The sequence below is a fragment of the Pseudomonas sp. NPDC089407 genome, assembly GCF_044900445.1.
Classification (GTDB): Bacteria; Pseudomonadota; Gammaproteobacteria; order Pseudomonadales; family Pseudomonadaceae; genus Aquipseudomonas.
Genome location: NZ_JBJDNB010000002.1, coordinates 119,392 through 136,891 on the forward strand (window position 1 = coordinate 119,392; position 17,500 = coordinate 136,891).

16 protein-coding genes are annotated in these 17,500 nt (G+C 63.7%); 5 read left to right on the top strand and 11 right to left on the bottom strand.

The features are described 5' to 3' along the window. Positions 1 to 78: 78 nt before the first annotated feature. The 7 genes from ACI2KG_RS02520 to ACI2KG_RS02550 all read right to left on the bottom strand — a co-directional run bounded on the left by ACI2KG_RS02520 (position 79) and on the right by ACI2KG_RS02550 (position 9,475). Entirely contained in the window at positions 79 to 1,176 is a 1,098-nt protein-coding gene (locus ACI2KG_RS02520) for a DUF1513 domain-containing protein (RefSeq protein WP_404660664.1), read from the bottom strand. 2 nt (positions 1,177 to 1,178) lie between these two features. Then, positions 1,179 to 2,243, bottom strand: a complete 1,065-nt coding sequence (locus tag ACI2KG_RS02525; RefSeq protein ID WP_404660665.1) for an imelysin family protein — start codon at positions 2,241 to 2,243, stop codon at positions 1,179 to 1,181. 20 nt (positions 2,244 to 2,263) lie between these two features. After that, positions 2,264 to 3,691 carry a di-heme oxidoredictase family protein gene (locus ACI2KG_RS02530; RefSeq protein WP_404660666.1) on the bottom strand — a complete coding sequence of 476 codons (1,428 nt, stop codon included), beginning with the start codon at positions 3,689 to 3,691 and terminating at the stop codon, positions 2,264 to 2,266. A 277-nt stretch (positions 3,692 to 3,968) separates the two neighbouring features. Further along, positions 3,969 to 5,306 (bottom strand): imelysin family protein, encoded by a 1,338-nt coding sequence (locus tag ACI2KG_RS02535; RefSeq protein WP_404660667.1) that lies wholly within the window; start codon positions 5,304 to 5,306, stop codon positions 3,969 to 3,971. 156 nt (positions 5,307 to 5,462) lie between these two features. Further along, positions 5,463 to 7,514, bottom strand: a complete 2,052-nt coding sequence (locus ACI2KG_RS02540) for a putative bifunctional diguanylate cyclase/phosphodiesterase (protein WP_404660668.1) — start codon at positions 7,512 to 7,514, stop codon at positions 5,463 to 5,465. 259 nt (positions 7,515 to 7,773) lie between these two features. Further along, positions 7,774 to 8,370 (bottom strand): superoxide dismutase, encoded by a 597-nt coding sequence (locus tag ACI2KG_RS02545; RefSeq protein ID WP_201202652.1) that lies wholly within the window; start codon positions 8,368 to 8,370, stop codon positions 7,774 to 7,776. A gap of 505 nt (positions 8,371 to 8,875) precedes the next feature. Beyond that, complete coding sequence (locus ACI2KG_RS02550) at positions 8,876 to 9,475, bottom strand: LysE/ArgO family amino acid transporter (protein WP_404660669.1); 600 nt, start codon at positions 9,473 to 9,475, stop codon at positions 8,876 to 8,878. Positions 9,476 to 9,576: 101 nt separating this feature from the next. Here ACI2KG_RS02550 and ACI2KG_RS02555 point away from each other — a divergent pair, with 101 nt between their 5' ends. From ACI2KG_RS02555 to ACI2KG_RS02565, 3 genes are all read left to right on the top strand, one after another. Beyond that, on the top strand, positions 9,577 to 10,467 hold the full coding sequence (locus tag ACI2KG_RS02555; RefSeq protein ID WP_404660670.1) for a LysR family transcriptional regulator ArgP: 891 nt from the start codon (positions 9,577 to 9,579) through the stop codon (positions 10,465 to 10,467). A 49-nt stretch (positions 10,468 to 10,516) separates the two neighbouring features. Further along, positions 10,517 to 11,512 (top strand): NAD-dependent epimerase/dehydratase family protein, encoded by a 996-nt coding sequence (locus tag ACI2KG_RS02560; protein ID WP_404660671.1) that lies wholly within the window; start codon positions 10,517 to 10,519, stop codon positions 11,510 to 11,512. An 87-nt stretch (positions 11,513 to 11,599) separates the two neighbouring features. Then, on the top strand, positions 11,600 to 12,424 hold the full coding sequence (locus ACI2KG_RS02565) for an ATPase (RefSeq protein WP_404660672.1): 825 nt from the start codon (positions 11,600 to 11,602) through the stop codon (positions 12,422 to 12,424). Positions 12,425 to 12,547: 123 nt separating this feature from the next. Here ACI2KG_RS02565 and ACI2KG_RS02570 read toward each other — a convergent pair whose 3' ends face one another. Together ACI2KG_RS02570 and ACI2KG_RS02575 are read right to left on the bottom strand one after the other, a co-directional pair. Beyond that, entirely contained in the window at positions 12,548 to 13,597 is a 1,050-nt protein-coding gene (locus ACI2KG_RS02570; RefSeq protein WP_400614618.1) for an alkene reductase, read from the bottom strand. Positions 13,598 to 13,613: 16 nt separating this feature from the next. Beyond that, positions 13,614 to 13,916, bottom strand: coding sequence for a helix-turn-helix transcriptional regulator (locus ACI2KG_RS02575; RefSeq protein ID WP_003255178.1), 303 nt, complete (start codon positions 13,914 to 13,916; stop codon positions 13,614 to 13,616). A gap of 149 nt (positions 13,917 to 14,065) precedes the next feature. Between ACI2KG_RS02575 and ACI2KG_RS02580 the strand changes: the two genes are divergently transcribed. Beyond that, complete coding sequence (locus ACI2KG_RS02580; RefSeq protein ID WP_404660673.1) at positions 14,066 to 14,650, top strand: ACP phosphodiesterase; 585 nt, start codon at positions 14,066 to 14,068, stop codon at positions 14,648 to 14,650. 128 nt (positions 14,651 to 14,778) lie between these two features. Here ACI2KG_RS02580 and ACI2KG_RS02585 read toward each other — a convergent pair whose 3' ends face one another. Continuing rightward, positions 14,779 to 15,567, bottom strand: a complete 789-nt coding sequence (locus ACI2KG_RS02585; protein ID WP_404660674.1) for a lysophospholipid acyltransferase family protein — start codon at positions 15,565 to 15,567, stop codon at positions 14,779 to 14,781. Continuing rightward, positions 15,567 to 16,322 (bottom strand): L-ornithine N(alpha)-acyltransferase, encoded by a 756-nt coding sequence (olsB, locus tag ACI2KG_RS02590; RefSeq protein WP_404660675.1) that lies wholly within the window; start codon positions 16,320 to 16,322, stop codon positions 15,567 to 15,569. Before olsB ends, ACI2KG_RS02585 begins: the two co-directional genes overlap by 1 nt. A 159-nt stretch (positions 16,323 to 16,481) precedes the next feature. Here olsB and ACI2KG_RS02595 point away from each other — a divergent pair, with 159 nt between their 5' ends. Continuing rightward, complete coding sequence (locus tag ACI2KG_RS02595) at positions 16,482 to 17,369, top strand: acyl-CoA dehydrogenase (RefSeq protein ID WP_404660676.1); 888 nt, start codon at positions 16,482 to 16,484, stop codon at positions 17,367 to 17,369. Positions 17,370 to 17,500: the final 131 nt, after the last annotated feature.

Below are 17,500 nucleotides of genomic sequence, written 5' to 3' on the forward strand. Positions count from 1 at the left end.
ACCATAGGCTTCAGGACCTGTGGTGTACCTGTGGGAGCTGGCTTGCCGGCGATAGGGCCGGTGCAGGCAACAGAAAAATCAGACCAGATGCAGGTGATTGTCCCAGAAACCGGACGGCAGGTTCATCGGTTGCCCAACCAGTTCTGCCTTGGTGCAATCATAGAACCGGCAACGGCCCTGCCCGGAGGTAACAACAAAGCCGTCCTTCACCGCGCCAACCCCGGCACAATCGGGCATTGGCGCATCCAGCCGCACCGCACCGCTGTCCAGGTCCCAGACGAACAGGCGGTTGGCCCGTGGCGCCGTCAGTGCCACCAGGCGCAGCTCGCTGTGGATGGCAACGCTGGCGGTGTAGTGGGCCATGGCCTGCAGCTGCCGCTCCGGCACCGGGAAGGCCTTGAATGGCTCGCCCGGGCGCTTGATCGCCAGCAACTCGGCCGTTTCATCGGCATCACCCATGAACTGCTGGCAGGCGGCGATGGTGCCATCGCTGCCCACCGCCAGGTGGCGCACGCTGTTCATCTGCTGGGCCAGGGTTTCCTTGCTTAGCAGGGTGCCGTCGCGCTGCATCAGCACCAGGCTTGGTTGCATGGCGTTGAGGTTCATCTCGACCCGGCTTTCGGCCTCGGTACGGATGCCGCCGTTGGCCACGATCAGCGTTTCGCCGTCGGGCAGCCAGGCCACCTCGTGCGGGCCGATGCCATGGGTCGGGATCTCGCCGGTGTGCACCAGGCGTTCACCTTCGAAACGGTAAACGCCCAGTACACCGCGGCCTGGGTCGGTGGTGTCGTTCTCGGTGGCGTACAGCCATTCGCCACCTTTGTGCACCACGGCGTGGCCGTAGAAATGCCGGTTCGGTTGCGAAACCACCGTTTGCAGCAGCCGCCCGTCACGCAAGTCGACCAGGTAGCTTTCGGTACCTGGGCGGCGGGCGACGAACAGGGCGATTGGCCGCTCGGGGTGGTGGATGATGGCATGGCAACGCTGGGCAACCTGGGTGCTGAACACCTGGCTGCCGTCCAGGCGGAAACCGACGGCATAGTGCTTGCCGTCGCCGTCGTCACGCGCCGAGAGCAGCAGGGGTTCGCTGCCTTTGTTGCGGAACAGGCTCCAGCCGCCCAGGGTCAGGGCGCTGAGCAATACGCTACCGAGTTTGATGGCCTGGCGTCGCAGCATGATCAGTCACCGTCGTTGGCATTGAAGCCCAGTTGGATGTTCAGCGCCTTGGCCAGCTCGCCCTCGTGCAGGCGGTGGACGGCGTTGAGGCTGTCGTAGATCTGGTTGAGGGTTTGCTGGCCAGCGTCGTCGGCCAGCAGCTCGCCGAGGGTCTTCTGATTGTCGGCCAGCAGTTTGAGCGAGGTAGCGTAGGCGGCGTCGATCTTGCCCGCCAGCGCTTTCTGATCGCTGGGCAGCAGGCCGCGCAAACCTTGGTTGTCGACCCCGACCCAGACGGTTTCGGCCGCCTTGAGGGTGGCTTCCAGGCTGTTCAGCGAGTTGTGGCTGCGCCAGGCTTCAGCCTGCAGCGGCTGCGGGATGCCTTTGCTCTGGCGGCCCATGGGCGCACCCAGCTTCTTCTTCAGTGTATCCAGGGCGGTGACTTGGGAACGCAGCAGGTCGGCGATGGCCTCATGGGAATCGGCGTAGCGCTGGTTGGGGAACTTGGTCATCTGCGACAGCATGCCGTCAGTGCTGTTCCAGCTCTTGAGGATGTCCTCGGCGAGGACCTTCTGATGCTCACCAATGGCGACCAGCAGTGGGCAGTAACGGGCTTTCTGCTCGGCCGTGGCGATGTCCGGCTTGCTGTCGAACAGGATGTATTCGTAGGCCGACAGGCCACGTACCACGACGCTGGACTTGCCCAGCGTGGCGGCATCGACCGGCTTGTCGCCGTTGACCAGTTGTTCGACCTGGCGACCGACCAGGTTTTTCTTGTCGGGCCAGAACTGCACCTGCCAGGCGCGGTTGCCTTCGGCCAGCGGGCCGACCAGCAGCGGTTGCAGCTCGGCCCAGGCTTTTTGCGCGTTGAGGAAGTCGGCGCGGGCCTTTTCCAGGTCTTCCTTGCCTTCGCAGTAGGCCAGGGCGCTGGCGGCCAGGGTGCGGTCGGCCTCGACCCAGCGGCTGTAGGTGGGCAGGATCACCTGCTTGGCAATGGCGGCAGAGGTCACGGCTTGCGGGTCCTGCGGCGAGCAGGCACCGAGGGCGAGTGCGGCGAGGCTGGTGAACAACAGTTTGGGTCGGAACATGCCCGGCTCCTTAGCGCGTTTTAAAGTGAGTTCAGGAACGCCAGCAGCGCGGTGCGCTGCTCGGCATTGAATGTGAGTACGAAATTGCGTGCCGCCTCGGCTTCGCCACCATGCCAGAGCACGGCTTCAAGCAGGTTGCGGGCGCGGCCGTCGTGCAGGAACTGGCTGTGGCCGCTGACCGTTTCGCTCAGGCCGATGCCCCACAGTGGTGCGGTTCGCCAGTCCTGGCCGTTGGCGGCAAATTCGGTGCGCTCGTCGGCCAGGCCCGGGCCCATGTCGTGCAACAGCAAGTCGCTGTAGGGGCGAATGACCTGGCTGGCCAGTTCGGGTTCGTTGGCATCGGCGGCGGTGGTGAACTGCGGTGTGTGGCAACCCTGGCAGCCGGCCTGGTAGAACAGGTTCTTGCCGGCCAGTACCTGCGGCGAGCCGACATCGCGGCGTGCCGGCACGCCCAGGTTACGCGTGTAGAAGGTCACCAGGCGCAGGATGTTGTCGCTGACTTCCTTTTCGCCATCGGCACCGTCGCCATTGGGCGCGGCCAGGCAATCGGTTTGCGCCGGGGTGCAGTCGTCGTTGGGCAGCAGGGTGCTGGTCAGGCCCATGTCGCCGGCAAAGGCGTGCACGTTCTGCTGGTTGACGTTGGGTTGCCCGGCTTTCCAGCCGAAGCGGCCGATCACGGTCTTGCCCTGGGCGTCGTCCCACACCCGGTTGGCCCGCCCGCGGATGCCGTTGCGGTTGCGGTCGTCCGGGTCTTCGTTGGCCAGCAGGTCGGCGTCGGGGATGGCTTCGAGCAGGCCCAGGCCGATCATCGGCGGTGCAATGCGTGCCGAAAAGCGTGTGTCGGGGTGCATCACGCCGTAGCCGAGCTGAGTGATCTGCAGGCTTGGCTTGCGCAGCTCGACCTGGTGGCCGTCCTTGAAGGTGACCGTTTCGCTGCTGTAGCTCACCCGCACCTTGCCTTCCGGGGCCACGCCGGGGATGGCCATGTCTTGCAGTTGGGTGCCGTACACCGGCTCCGGCACCACGCCAAGGCGTTCGATGACCTTGGCCAGGTAGGGCTGGTCGGGGATCGACAGGCGTACCAGCATGCCTACGGCGTTGCTGTCACCCGGCGCTGGCGGGTGACCGCGGCCATCGCGTACGTGGCAGTTCTGGCAGGCATTGGTGTTGAACAGCGGCCCCAGACCGTCACGTGCAGTGGTGGTGGAGGGGGCGATCACCCAAGGGTTGCGGAAAAAGCTGTTGCCTACGGCAAAGTCCAGGCGCCGCTCGGGCGAGAGGTTGGCCGAGGGCAGGGAATAGGCGTTGCGGTCGCTGCGCTGCACGGTCGCCTTGCCGGCCGACAACGCTTCGCCAGGCTCGGCCTGGGTGAAACGCGGGGCGTCATCACAGGCGGCAAGGGCCAAGGTCAGCAGCAGAAGGGGAAGTCGGGACAGCGACGAGGACATGCAAAATCCTGGGCGTGGACGAAAAACCGGCGTGCAAGCTTAGCAGGCCAGCGTTTTTTGAATAAGAGCAATTTGCAATTACCTGGGTGAAAAGGGTGGGAAACGTCAGAATTTTCATGTTCAGTACCGGCCCTATCGCCGGCAAGCCAGCTCCCACAGGTACTGCTCAGACCCTGAAGCCATTGCTGTACCTGTGGGAGCTGGCTTGCCGGCGATAGGGCCAGAAGCAAAAAGGCGACCCGAAGGCCGCCTCTTTCAAAACACCGCTACAGCAAGATCAGAATTCGTGATCTGCGGTGTCCGGGTTCAGGTTGGCAATGCCCAGCTTGCCTGCTGCCTGCTCGATCGAGCCGGTCTGCTTGACCAGCGAGGCAATGGCGTCACGCACGATCTGGTTGCCGGCCGCGTTGTCGGCGGCGATCAGCTGGTCGTAGTGCTCGCCTTTCAGGGCGCGGTCGACCATCACCTGAATCTTGGCTTCGGTGGCTTCCAGGTCGGCCTTGAGGGTGGCGTCGGCAGCCGGGTCGGCCTTGGCCACCAGCGAGGACAGGCTTGGGCCGGTCATCTTGGTGCCGTCGACACGGGTATACTCGCCCAGGTAGACGTTGCGGATGCCCTTGGCGTCGTAGAAGTGCGAGTAGTGGGTGTTGTCGCTGAAGCAATCCTGCTCGTCTTCCGGCGAGTTGGCTTCCAGCGAAACCTTCATGCGCTCGCCCGCCAGTTCACCCAGCGACAGGCTGCCCATGCCGAACAGCATCTTGCGCAGGCCGTCGTTGACCGACTCTGCTTCGAGCTTGGCGCGGTAGTTGTCGGCGACGTTCGGTGCCCAGTTGCCGACCATTTCTTCGAGGTCGCTGACCAGCAGGTCGGTGACCGCTTTCAGGTAGGCGCGGCGGCGGTCGTTGTGGCCGCCAGTGGCGCCCTGGCCTTCCAGGTAGTCGGAAACCGGACGGACGCCAGCGCCTGGGCCGGTGCCGTTCAAGTCCTGGCCCCAGAGCAGGAATTCGATGGCGTGGTAGCCGGTGGCGACGTTGGCTTCGGAACCTGCCAGTTCGTTCAGGCTGGCCAGCTTCTCTGGGGTGATGTCCTTGACGTCGACCTTCTCTTCGCCGACCTGGATCTCGGTGTTGGCGATGATGTTGGCGCTGGCCGCCGGGTTGCCCAGGGCGTGCTCGTAGCTCTTGTCGACGTAGTCGATCAGGCCTTCGTCCAGCGGCCAGGCGTTCACCTGGCCTTCCCAATCGTCGATGATGGTGTTGCCGAAGCGGAAGGCTTCGCTCTGCAGGTAAGGTACGCGCGCGGCGAACCAGGCGTCCTTGGCGGCTTTCAGGGTTTCTTCGCTGGGCTTGGCGAGAAACGCGTCAACTGCGGCCTGCAGGGATTTGGCGGTGCTCAGCGAATCGCTGTACACGGCGTAGACCATATCGGTGTAATGCTTGACCACAGCCTTGCCAGCGGCTTCGTCGACAGCCCCTGGCGCCGCAGCGCTGGTGCTGGCGGCGGCAGGTGCCTGGGCTTGCGGCGCGGCGGCTTTTTCGTCCTTGCCTTCACCGCAACCGGCGAGGGCGATGGCAATGGCCAGCAGACTGGCGGAGGCCAGAGGCATTCGAATCATTATTGGTTTTCCTGCGTCGTGTGGTTGGACCAAAGGGTGGACCGTGCGCCGGGGCACGCGAAACCGCAACATCATGCGAAAGATTTGCATTTGCTGTAAAGGGGCGGGCGTGCAATTCATGTAAATCCAGGTCACGGCCTGTAACCGGGCAGGGGATCAGAACATCGAAACCTGATTGCGCTGTGCCTGCTTGAGGAAGTGGGTCAGCTCGCGGGCCGACAGCGGCTTGCTGTAGTGGTAGCCCTGGCCCTCGTGGCAGCCCTGGGCAACGATGTAGGTCTCCTGCTCGGCGGTTTCCACGCCTTCGGCGATTACCTGCATGCCCAGGCTCTTGCCCAGCTGGATGATGGCGCGAACGATGGTGGCGTCGTCATCGTCGTCGAGCAGGTCCTGGACGAAGCTCTTGTCGATCTTGATCTTGTCCAGCGGCAGCGACTTCAGGTAGCTGAGCGACGAGTAGCCGGTGCCGAAGTCGTCGATGGCAATCAGCGCCCCGGAGCGGCGCAGGCTCAGCAGGTGCTGGGCAGCGGTGCTGATGTCTTCCATCAGGCCGGTCTCGGTGACTTCCAGTTCCAGGCTGCGTGGCGGCAGGCGGTAGGCCTGCAACAGGTTGTTGACCACCCGCGGCAGTTCGCTGTGGTGCAGCTGCACCGTAGACAGGTTGACGGCCATGCGCAGGTCGCTGAAGCCCAGGTCGTGCCATTCGCGCAATTGCCGGCAGGCCTGGTCGAGCACCCACTCGCCAATGCTGATGATGCTGCCGTTCTGTTCGGCCAGCGGGATGAACTGGTCGGGCGGCACCATGCCCAGTTCCGGGTGCTGCCAGCGCAACAACGCCTCGACGCCCACCACGCGGTGGTCGCGGTAGCTGATCTGTGGCTGGTACACCAGGTACAGCTGGTTGCGCGGCAGGGCTTCGCGCAGGTCCTTTTCCAGCTCGCGGCGGCGGCGCATTTCGCTGTCGACGCTGGCGATGTAGAACTGGTAGCGGTTGCGCGAACGGGCCTTGGCCAGGGTCATGGTCTGTTCGGCTTTCTGCAGCAGCTTCTCGGTGCTGTCGCCGTCTTCGGGGAACAGGGTGATGCCGATGGTGGCGCGCAGGCGGATCTGCTGGTGGTCGAGGTCGAACGGTACTTCCAGGTCGTCAAGGATGCTTTGGGCCAGTTCGGCGGCCTCGTAAGGCTGCTCGATATTGGCCTGCACCAGGGCGAACTGGTCGCCACCCAGCCGTGCCAGCGCGCCCAGGCGGCCGCTGTGGGCGCGCAGGCGGTCGGCGAGGGCCAGCAGTAGCTGGTCACCGACCTGGTAGCTGAACTGCTCATTGATGCCCTTGAAGTCGTCCAGGCCCACGCACAGCACTGCTACCCGGTGTTGCAGGCGGCCGCCGTCGACGAGGATCTTGTCCAGCTGCTGCTGCAACTGCTGGCGGTTGGGCAGGCCCGTGAGGAAGTCGTACTGGGCCATGCGTTGCAGGCTGTTTTCTGCCTCGTGGCGCAGGTGGGTATTGCGCTCGATCGAGGCCAGCAACTGGTTGGCGGTGTTGACCCACAGGCCCAGTTCGTTCTTTTCGTGGCCCTTGAGCAATGGCAGTTGATGCTGGCTGGGGCGGTCGGGGTTGATCTGGGTGAGGTGTTCGATGATCTTCGACAGCGGCTTGGTCAGCAGCCAGTGGTAGACCAGGTACAGCACCAGGCCCATGGCCAACGCCCGCAGCACGCCGGAGATGAAGATGATCACCGCGTTGATCAGGAAATCTTCACCGTAGGACGAGGTGTCGAGGGTGATGCTGAGGTCGCCGTAGTATTCACTGTAGGGGCCACGGCCGACCAGTTGGGTGGTGTAGGTGCGTTCCTGGCCAAGGAACAGGTCGGTGAGCCAGCGCATCGACATGTCTTGCAGCGGGCGCGATTTTTCCGCCAGCATGGTTTCGTTGGGGTGGCCGATGGAGGCCATGCGCACCGATTCATCCTGGAACAGGCCTTCCATCACCTGCATGCCCATTTCGCGATCGAGGCTGTATACCGCCTGGGTGGACGGGTCGCGGAACATGTCGAGGATGCGCTGGGCATCGTTGTTCACGGCCTGGCGGGTCTTGTAGGTGTCGTAAACGATTTGCGCACAGCTGAGCACGACGCCGACCGCTAGCGCCGACAGCAGCACGACCCTGAGCAACTTGACCGACAAGCTGTTCCGCAATTCCAGCTTCAATGGGGTTTCCTTAATCCATGCGCATGGCATCATTTTGCCATCAACGATGACGATACACTACCGGCCGACCATGAGCAGTGTATCGGTTGCCTGACCCCGCAACTTGAGTGCGCTGTATCAATCTTCCAGAGCTTTGATGTTAGCGTGCAATGCGGGGTGAGCAAGCAAAACCGTGCGGGCCTTTTCGCGGGCATGCCCGCTCCCACAGGCATAAAAAAACCCGGCACATGGCCGGGTTTTCTGTTCAAGGCTGAATCTCTCAGGCCTTGAAGGTTTTGCCTTCGAACTGCTCGGCAACGAAGGCCCAGTTGACCAGGTTCCAGAACGCCTCGACGTACTTCGGACGCACGTTGCGGTAGTCGATGTAGTAGGCGTGTTCCCAGACATCGCAGGTCAGCAGCGGGGTGTCGCCGCTGGTCAGCGGGCAGCCGGCGCCGATGGTGCTGGCCAGGGCCAGGGAACCGTCAGCTTTCTTCACCAGCCAGCCCCAGCCGGAGCCGAAGGTGCCAACCGAAGTCTTGGTGAACTCTTCCTTGAACTTGTCGAAGGAACCGAAAGCGGCGTTGATGGCGTCAGCCAGGGCACCGGTCGGCTGGCCACCGGCGTTTGGCGCCAGGCAGTTCCAGTAGAAGGAGTGGTTCCAGACTTGAGCGGCGTTGTTGAAGATGCCGCCCGAAGAGGCCTTGACGATTTCTTCGAGGGTCTTGCCTTCGAATTCGGTGCCTGGGACCAGGTTGTTCAGGTTCACGACATAGGTGTTGTGGTGCTTGTCGTGGTGATACTCCAGGGTTTCCTTGGAGATGTGCGGCTGCAGGGCATCGTGGGCGTACGGCAGCGGCGGCAATTCAAAAGCCATGGTGGATCTCCTGATTCAGGTCTGTTTGCGGTTTGCGCAAGGCCGATCACGGGCGGCCCGATAAGCGTCGGCGAGTTTGTACTCTTTGCGACGCAAGGGCTGGATCATAGCACCGGGCCCGGCGCATAACCACGCAACAAACATAGGGAATAGAGGTTCCAGAGCGGGTGGCGGGTGCCGACCAGTGGTGCCTGCCACAAAATTGTCAGCGCCCATGAGATAGAGCGCCGCCCGCGCGGCGCTTCGCGGGGCAAGCCCGCTCCCACATCTGTTTCGGGCCAGTTATTCCTGCTTTCTCCGCACTCGCACCCTTGGTGCATGGCTGCAGATTGCAGAAAAGCACAAGCGACACCTTCAATACCGAGGGGAACAAACAAGGCTTACAGCGGTGACCTCACAGGAGTGACTGGCCCGAAACAAACTGTGGGAGCGGGCTTGCCCCGCGAAGCGCCGCGCGGGCGGCGCTCGATCTCCCAGGCGATGAAGATGTTGTGGCGAGCGCAGGTCAGTTGAAGACCAACTGCGCCGCCACCGCAAACATCATCACCGCCACCATCAGGTCGAGCATGCGCCAGGTCGCTGGCCGTGCCAGCCACGGGGCCAGCCAGGCCGCGCCGATAGCCAGGGTCGAGAACCACAGCAGTGAAGCACTGGCTGCCCCGGCCACATAAGCCCCAGGTTCGGTCTGCTGGGCGCCCAGCGAGCCGATCAGCAACACCGTGTCGAGGTATACATGCGGGTTCAGCAACGTCACCGCCAAGGCACTGAGCAGTACCGCGCGGCGTGAACGGGTGCCTTGGCCTTGCTGGTGCTGCAGGCTTTGCTTGGAACAGGCGCTGCGCAAGGCCTTGGCGCCGTACCAGATGAGGAACACCGCGCCGCCCCAGCGGGCGATCGCCAGCAAGGTCGGGTTGTGCGCCAGCACGGTGGCAAGGCCGAATACCCCGGCGGCCACCAGCAGGGCGTCGCAGATAATGCACAGTGCCGCCACCGGCAGATGGTGCTCGCGGCGCAGGCTCTGGGCGAGGACGAAGGCGTTCTGGGCGCCGATAGCCATGATCAGGCCGAAGGCCACCAGCATGCCGTTGAGATAGCTTTGCCACATGGCCACGCTCTCCGAAAAAGGTCACAAAAGATGCTGGCTATTGTGCTGTTGTGGGCTGTATAAGAAAAACAAATAAAGCTGATCCCTCATTAGGAAAATCGATGTTCGACTACAAGCTGCTGGCCGCCCTCGCGGCAGTGATCGAACAGGGTGGTTTCGAGCGTGCCGCGCAAGTGCTGGGCTTGTCGCAATCGGCCATTTCCCAGCGCATAAAGCTGCTCGAAGCGCGGGTTGGCCAGCCGGTGCTGGTGCGCGCTACGCCGCCCAGCCCGACCGACGTCGGCCGGCAGTTGCTCAACCATGTGCAGCAGGTGCGCTTGCTTGAACGCGACCTGCAGCGCCAGGTACCGGCGCTGGACGAAGAGGGCATGCCGGAACGCCTGCGCATCGCCCTCAACGCCGATAGCCTGGCCACGTGGTGGGCGGGCGCAGTGGGTGACTTCTGCGCGCAACAGAATGTATTGACTGACCTGGTCGTAGAAGACCAGGACGTGGGCTTGAAACGGATGCGCGCCGGTGAGGTGGCTGCCTGCCTGTGTGGCAGCGAGCGACCGGTGGCCGGGGCCCGCAGCCTGCCCTTGGGGGCCATGCGCTACCGGGCGCTGGCCAGCCCAGGGTTCATGGCGCGGCATTTTCCCCAGGGCTTTGTCGCCAACCGCTTGGCCCGTACCCCGGCGATCGTGTACGGCCCGGACGACTTCCTGCAGCACCGCTATCTGGCTTCGCTGGGCATCGAGGACGGTTTCCTGCATCACCTGTGCCCATCGTCGGAAGGCTTTCTGCGTATGACCGAAGCCGGCCTGGGCTGGGGCCTGGTGCCCGAACTGCAGGCCCGTGAACAACTGGCCGGCGGGCAATTGGTGGAAATTTGCAGCGATACCCCCATCGATGTGCCGCTGTACTGGCATCATTGGCGCAATGGCGGGCACTTGCTCGCGCAGCTGACCGACCACCTGCGCTACGCCGCACGGCAATGGCTGGTGCCCTTGTAGCCACGGCTGGCGTCAGTTGCATCTGAAATTTGGCAAGACGGAGTGTTACATGCGAATTCTGGTCACCGGCGCGAGCGGCTTCATTGGTGGGCGCTTTGCGCGCGTTGCCCTGGAGCAGGGGCTGGACGTGCGGGTCAGCGGCCGCCGTGCCGAAGGCGTCGAGCACCTGGTCAAGCGCGGCGCCCAGTTCATCCCCGGCGACCTCGGTGATGCCGAGCTGGCGCGGCGCCTGTGCCAGGGCGTGGAGGCGGTGGTGCATTGCGCTGGCGCGGTGGGTAACTGGGGGCGATATCAGGATTTCTACCAGGGCAACGTCGTGGTCACCGAGAACGTGGTCGAGGGCTGCCTGAAAGAGCACGTGCGGCGCCTGGTACACCTGTCGTCGCCGTCGATCTACTTCAATGGTCGTTCACGCCTGGACATCCGCGAAGACCAGGTGCCGCGCCGCTTCCATGACCACTACGGGCAAACCAAGCACCTGGCCGAGCAGAAAGTGTTCGGTGCCCAGGAGTTCGGCCTTGAAGTGCTGGCGCTGCGCCCGCGCTTTGTCACCGGCGCGGGTGATGCCAGCATTTTCCCGCGGCTGATGCAGATGCAGCGCAAGGGCCGCGTGGCAATCATCGGCAATGGCCTGAACAAGGTCGATTTTACCAGTGTGCACAACCTCAACGAGGCTTTGCTCAGTGCGCTGTTCGCCGATGAGCGGGCGCTGGGCCAGGCCTACAACATCAGCAACGGCCAGCCGCTGCCATTGTGGGACGTGGTCAACTATGTGATGCGCCAGATGCAGCTGCCACAGGTGACCCGCTACCGTTCCTACGGCCTGGCCTACAGCCTGGCGGCGTTGAACGAAGCGGCCTGCATGTTGTGGCCGGGGCGCCCGCAACCGACCTTGTCACGTTTGGGCATGCAGGTCATGAGCCGTGATTTCACCCTGGATATCAGCCGTGCCCGGCAGTACCTGGACTATCAACCCAAGGTCAACCTGTGGACGGCGCTGGATGAATTCTGCGCCTGGTGGAAACATCAACCGCTGGGGCAGTGAACCTGGCGCGCCGATGATGGTCATCAGTGCGCCGCGCGAGCGGTTTATACTCCTGTCTCTTTGCTACTACCGCGGTTGAACTTACCCATGCGCAACGATGCTCACGACGATTTCGATGATGTGCCTGCCTTGCGGGCCGGTACCCCTGATGACGACGAGCTGTTGCCGGCGCATGTGGCACGCAGCCGCCAAAAGGCCGCCAAGCCTGCCAGCACCGGGGCATTGTGGGTACTGCTGGGGGCTTCGTTCATTGCCTTGGCAGGGTTGGGCTGGTGGAGCTTCCAGCAGATTTCGCTGATGGAGCAGCAACTGGTGGCGACCCAGGAAAGCTTTGCCCGCATCAGCGAGGATGCGGCCGGGCGCTTGCAGGCTATCAGTGGCAAGGTTGCGGCCAGCGAGTCGTCGGTCAACACCGGCAGCGAAGCGCTCAAGCTGCAGATCCGCCAGTTGCAGGCCAGCCTGGCCGAGCAGGGCAAGCAGCAGCAAGGCGTCGCCGGCCAGGCGGGCGACCTGGGCAAGCGCCTGGAGCAGGTGCTGGCCGATACGCGTGAGCAGCAGAAGGCCGTGACCGAACTGCAGGGCCAGTTGCAGGCGCAGTTGAACGCCGTGAATGCCGAGCTGGCGGCGTTGAAGTCGGGCCAAGTGGACGGCGGCAAGCTTGACGGGCAGCTCAAGAACTTGAGTGACGAGGTGGCCGCATTGAAGAAGGAGGGTGGCCAGAAGGCGGCCATCGAGAGCCTGGAGCAGGACATGCTGGTGCTCAAGACGCAGATGGAAAACCGCCCGGCGGCGGCGTCCAGTGGGGCCTCGGTGCAAGAGTTCGATGCGTTCCGTGGCCAGACCACACGCAACCTGAACACCCTGCAGAGCCAGATCCAGAACCTGCAGCAGCAGATCAGCGCCCGGCCCTGAGATCGCAGGGGAGGGCTTTGCCCTCCTATCGCGACACAAGGCCGCTCCTACAGGAGATCGCGTTCCCTTGTAGCAGCGGCCTTGTGTCGCGAAAGGGCCGCAGAGCGGCCCCGGCGATTTCAGTCACAACCGCGGATAGTCGATATACCCCACCGGTCCTCTGCCATAGAAGGTCTCGGGATGCGCCTCGTTCAAGGGCGCATCCGCTGCCAGCCGTGCCGGCAGGTCAGGGTTGGCAATGAAAGGCACACCAAACGCCACCGCATCAGCCTTGCCGCTGGCCAGCGCCGCATTGGCACTTGCCTTGTTGAAACGCTCGTTGACGATGTACGGACCACCGAACGCTTCCTTGATCAGCGGGCCAATGCTGTCGTCAGCCTCCCGCTCGCGCGAGCAGATGAAGGCGATACCACGCTTGCCTAGCTCACGGGCCACATAGGTGAAGGTTTCGGCACGGTCAGCATCGCCCATGTCATGGGCGTCGGCACGCGGCGCCAGGTGTACGCCGACACGGTTCGCGCCCCATACTTCAATGGCTGCGTCGGTCACTTCCAGCAGCAGGCGCGCGCGGTTTTCCAGCGAGCCGCCGTAGCGGTCGGTGCGCTGGTTGGTGCTGCTTTGCAGGAACTGGTCGAGCAGGTAGCCGTTGGCGCCGTGTATTTCCACACCGTCGAAACCGGCCGCCTTGGCGTTTTCCGCGCCGCTGCGGTAGGCCTCGACGATGTCGCTGATTTCTTCGGTTTCCAGTGCGCGCGGGGTGGGGTAATCACTCAGCGGGCGTACCAGGCTGACATGGCCCTTGGCCTGGATCGCGCTGGGGGCCACCGGCAGTTCGCCATTCAGGTAGCTGGGGTGGGATATACGGCCCACGTGCCACAGCTGCAGGAACATGCGCCCGCCCGCAGCATGCACGGCCTTGGTCACGTTGTTCCAGCCACGCACCTGTTCATCGTTCCAGATGCCGGGGGTGTCCGGGTAGCCGACCCCCATGGCGCTGACCGAAGTGGCCTCGCTGAGGATCAGCCCGGCACTGGCGCGCTGCACGTAATATTCGGCCATCAATGCATTGGGCACCCGGCCTTCGTCGGCGCGGCAGCGGGTGAGCGGCGCCATGATGATGCGGTTGGGCAGTTGCAGGTCGCCCAGGGTGATCGGATCGAAAAGCGTGGTCATATCGGTTACCTGCTGGTCAAAGCGCTTGGCGCAGTTGTTCGAGGAACGCCTGGATGGTGGCTTCGTCGCGTTTGAAGAAATGCCATTGGCCAATCTTCTGGCTGCTGATCAGCCCGGCGCGCTGCAAGGTGGCCAGGTGAGCGGAGACGGTTGACTGCGACAGGCCGCAGCGTTGATCGATCTGCCCGGCACACACACCGTTTTCGGTGCTGTGGTACTGGTCGGGGAATTGGGTTGCCGGGTCTTTCAGCCAGCTGAGGATTTCTCGCCTGACCGGGTGGGCCAGCGCTTTTATGATTTCGTCGAGATCGAGTGGCATCGGTGGGGCTCGTTGTAGCGGTATATCGCGATAGGGCGAAATGTAAATCGCTGAATCCCGATATACAAATATGAAGATATTCTGAGCTGAGCACGAATCGCTATATCGCTTTATGCCGATATAGGCGGGTGCGGTGCTAGAATGCGCTCATGAACTATCTAGCGCACCTGCACCTGGGCGGCCCGGCGCCGCAACAACTGCTTGGCAGCCTGTATGGCGACTTTGTCAAAGGCTCGCTGGAAGGGCGTTTTGCGCCTGCGCTGGAGGCGGCCATTCGGCTGCACCGGCACATCGACAGTTACACCGACCAGCACCCGCTGGTGCTGGCGGCGCTGGCGCGCTTTCCGCGCGAGCGGCGGCGCTTTGCCGGCATCGTGCTGGATGTGTTCTTTGATCATTGCCTGGCGCGGCATTGGCACGATTATGCCGACCAGCCGCTGGATCAGTTCACCGGCGATTTTTATCGGGTGCTGCTGGCGGAGCCAGAATTGCCGGGGCGTTTGGCGCGGATTGCACCGTTCATGGCGGCGGATGACTGGCTGGGGGCGTATGCTGATTTCGCGACGCTGGAGCAGGTTTTCAACGGCATTGGCCGACGGATGTCGCGGCCGGAAGGGATGGTTGGGGTGATGGCTGAGCTGCAGCGGTTGTATGAGCCGTTGATGGCGGATTTCCGCGCTTTTTATCCCGAATTGCAGGCGTTTGCGGCGGCGGAGCGGGTCTCTGGCAGCTGATTTTTGGTTTTCTGTACTGGCCCTATCGCCGGCAAGCCAGCTCCCACAGGTTCCCCACAGGATTGCAGACTTGTGCAGTACCTGTGGGAGCTGGCTTGCCGGCGATAGGGCCGGTGCAGGCGATAAACTCAGGCAGCCCGCGCCTGCCGCCGCGGCGCCATCTCGACATCTTCAACCCCGAACAACGCCAGGTGAATTGCCTGCTGCGCCTGCACTGCCAGCACTGCACGCTCCTTGCCCACGCTGCCAATCGGCGGCAACAGGTGAATGCACACCTCACCCCGCGGCTGGGCAAACAGGCGCATCAGGTGCGACACCAGGTCGTCATTGCCGATAAACGGCGCAACGGGGTCGATCTGGCCGTCACGCAGGTACTGGATAGCCACTGGCTGCACCGCCACGCCCCGGTCGATGGCCCCCGCCAGCAGGCGGCCATGGAAGGTGCGCAGGGTGCGACCGCTGGTGGTGGTGCCTTCAGGGAAGATCAGCAGCGGCCGGGCCAGGCCCAGTTGCCCGGCGATCTGCTCGCGCAGGCGCTGGCTGTCACCCCCACCACGGCGAATGAACAGGGTGCCGGCCTTTTCCGCCAGCCAGCCCGCCACCGGCCAATGGCGCACTTCGGCCTTGGACAGGAACGACAGTGGCAGCAACATGCCGAGCAGGGGGATGTCAGTCCAGGACACATGGTTGCTGACCCATAGCATCGGCCGCTGCGGCAGCTCGCCGATTACCCGCACATCGAAGGGCAGGGCCGCGACCAGGCGTTTCATGAACAGGCAGGTCCAGCGCTGGCGGCGTTCGATCGGTGCCTTGTAGCCCAGCCGCTCGCCCAGGGCGATCACGCTGGCCATCAGCATACCCAGCAGCAATACCAACAGCAGTCGGGAGAGGCGGGCCAGTACCCGCAGCTTCGGCATCAGACCGCCGCCTTGAAGTGACGGGCGTAGCGCGGGCACAGTTCATCGCGCTTGAGCAGGATGAACACGTCGGCCACCTGGAAATCCTCGTCCCAGCACGGCTCACCGCAAATCTTCGCGCCCAGGCGCATGTAGGCCTTGAGCAGCGGTGGCATTTCGGCAATGACGTTGTTGGGAAGCGGCAGGTTCGGCAGCGGGTTCTTTGGTTCGGCGCGCAGGTGTTCGGTGCACAGGTAGCGCTCGCGCAGGCGCTGCATCACCGCATGGGCCTGTACGCCACCGTCTTGCATGGGGATGCTGGCACAGCCCATCAGGTAGCTGTAGCGGCCCTCGTTGAGCACTTCAGCCAGTTCGCCCCAGAGCACGGCGATGGTGCCGCCGTTGCGGTAGTCGGCGGCTACGCAGGTGCGGCCCAGCTCCAGGATCGGGCCCTGCAGCTGCAACAGGCCGTGCAGGCTGAATTCTTCTTCACTGTAGAAACGGCCCAGGCTGCTGGCGGCCTGGTGATCGAGCAGGCGGGTGGTGGCAACCAGCTTGCCGGTGCTCAGGTCGCGTACACCAATGTGGCGGCAGTGCACGTCGTAGTCGTCCATGTCCAGGCCGTGCTCGGCACCTTTGAGCTTGGCCTTGAATTCTGCGCTGAATACGTTGTAGCGCAGGGCCTGGGCCTCTTGCAGCGCCGCGGCGCCAACCAGGCGTTCGGCTTGCAGACGGCGTTCAGTGCTGTTATCGCCAGCGTGAGCGATCCGAGTCATTACGAGTCTCCATAAGCCAGCCATGAAGGGTTGCGGCCGGTCGGCTTTGTTGTGCAAAGTCAGCCTAGGTAGACGGGGTGTCACCCCTGTGAATCTTTGGTGATGCTTGCGTGACACCCCCTTAGCCTTAACCGAATGCCCCCGCAAAGGAGCTGTGCCATGGCTTGGTTGCAACGAATCAACGACCCGCTTCGCCAGGCCCTGGCGGGCACCCTGGGCGAAACTTACGCCGCGCTGCTCGAGCGCCTTGGCCCGGTTGCGCCGTTCGAGCTGGCGATATTGGGCGGGCGCGCAATGGCCACCCCGGGCCTGGCCTTTCTGGTCGGTTACCAGGCGGCCTTGCGCGTGCTGTGGCCTAGCGCGCCGCCCAGCCTTGGCGCGCTGTGTGCAACCGAGCGGCGTAGCGTGCGGCCGGCTGACATGCAGACGCGGCTGGACGGTTTGCGGCTGACGGGTAGCAAGGATTTCGTCACCGCCGGGCTTGAAGCAGAGTGGCTGCTGGTGGCGGCGCGCAGCGAGGCGGCAGGCGCAGCACCGCAATTGAACCTTGCGGTGGTCTACCCCGGTGAGCCGGGGGTGACGCTGGAGCCATTGCCGACCTTGCCGCTGATGCCGGAGGTGGGCCACGGCCGATTGGTACTTGAGCAGGCGGCATGCGATTTGCTGGCCGGTGATGGTTGGGATGCCTACGTGAAGCCGTTTCGCTCGCTGGAGGACTTGTATGTGCTCACGGCATTGACGGCCTGGTTGTATGGGGTGGGGCAGGCGTGTGCCTGGCCGCAAGGTTTGCGCCTGCAGGTGCTCGGGCTGCTGGCTGGGTGTGCCGAGGCTAGCCGGCAGTGCGCCGACAGTACGGGGTGCCATTTGCTGCTGGGCGGGTTGTTTGCGCAGTTCCAGGCGCTGCGCGGGGAAGTCGACGCAGCGCTGGCGGCTGGGCCGGCGCAGTGGGCCGAGTTGTGGCAGCGCGATCAAGGGGTGATGGCGTTGGCCATGGCGGCGCGGGAGAAGCGGCTGAACAAGGCGTGGGCTGCTGCGGGGTTGTCATGAATGGCGGGTAGGGTGGTGTGAACTTTTGAATCCCCGGGGCCGCTTTGCGGCCCATCGCCGGCAAGCCAGCTCCCACACTGACCGCGCGATGCCGAAGCCTATGCAGTACTTGTAGGTGGCTGGCCAGTAAT

Bases quoted from the DNA above. Each gene is read 5' to 3' on its own strand.
- ACI2KG_RS02530 (WP_404660666.1), bottom strand. From the start codon at position 3,691: ATGTCCTCGTCGCTGTCCCGACTTCCCCTTCTGCTGCTGACCTTGGCC.
- olsB (WP_404660675.1), bottom strand. From the start codon at position 16,322: ATGACTCGGATCGCTCACGCTGGCGATAACAGCACTGAACGCCGTCTG.
- ACI2KG_RS02550 (WP_404660669.1), bottom strand. From the start codon at position 9,475: ATGTGGCAAAGCTATCTCAACGGCATGCTGGTGGCCTTCGGCCTGATC.
- ACI2KG_RS02595 (WP_404660676.1), top strand. From the start codon at position 16,482: ATGGCTTGGTTGCAACGAATCAACGACCCGCTTCGCCAGGCCCTGGCG.
- ACI2KG_RS02535 (WP_404660667.1), bottom strand. From the start codon at position 5,306: ATGATTCGAATGCCTCTGGCCTCCGCCAGTCTGCTGGCCATTGCCATC.
- ACI2KG_RS02580 (WP_404660673.1), top strand. From the start codon at position 14,066: ATGAACTATCTAGCGCACCTGCACCTGGGCGGCCCGGCGCCGCAACAA.
- ACI2KG_RS02525 (WP_404660665.1), bottom strand. From the start codon at position 2,243: ATGTTCCGACCCAAACTGTTGTTCACCAGCCTCGCCGCACTCGCCCTC.
- ACI2KG_RS02560 (WP_404660671.1), top strand. From the start codon at position 10,517: ATGCGAATTCTGGTCACCGGCGCGAGCGGCTTCATTGGTGGGCGCTTT.
- ACI2KG_RS02545 (WP_201202652.1), bottom strand. From the start codon at position 8,370: ATGGCTTTTGAATTGCCGCCGCTGCCGTACGCCCACGATGCCCTGCAG.
- ACI2KG_RS02565 (WP_404660672.1), top strand. From the start codon at position 11,600: ATGCGCAACGATGCTCACGACGATTTCGATGATGTGCCTGCCTTGCGG.
- ACI2KG_RS02575 (WP_003255178.1), bottom strand. From the start codon at position 13,916: ATGCCACTCGATCTCGACGAAATCATAAAAGCGCTGGCCCACCCGGTC.
- ACI2KG_RS02520 (WP_404660664.1), bottom strand. From the start codon at position 1,176: ATGCTGCGACGCCAGGCCATCAAACTCGGTAGCGTATTGCTCAGCGCC.
- ACI2KG_RS02570 (WP_400614618.1), bottom strand. From the start codon at position 13,597: ATGACCACGCTTTTCGATCCGATCACCCTGGGCGACCTGCAACTGCCC.
- ACI2KG_RS02555 (WP_404660670.1), top strand. From the start codon at position 9,577: ATGTTCGACTACAAGCTGCTGGCCGCCCTCGCGGCAGTGATCGAACAG.
- ACI2KG_RS02585 (WP_404660674.1), bottom strand. From the start codon at position 15,567: ATGCCGAAGCTGCGGGTACTGGCCCGCCTCTCCCGACTGCTGTTGGTA.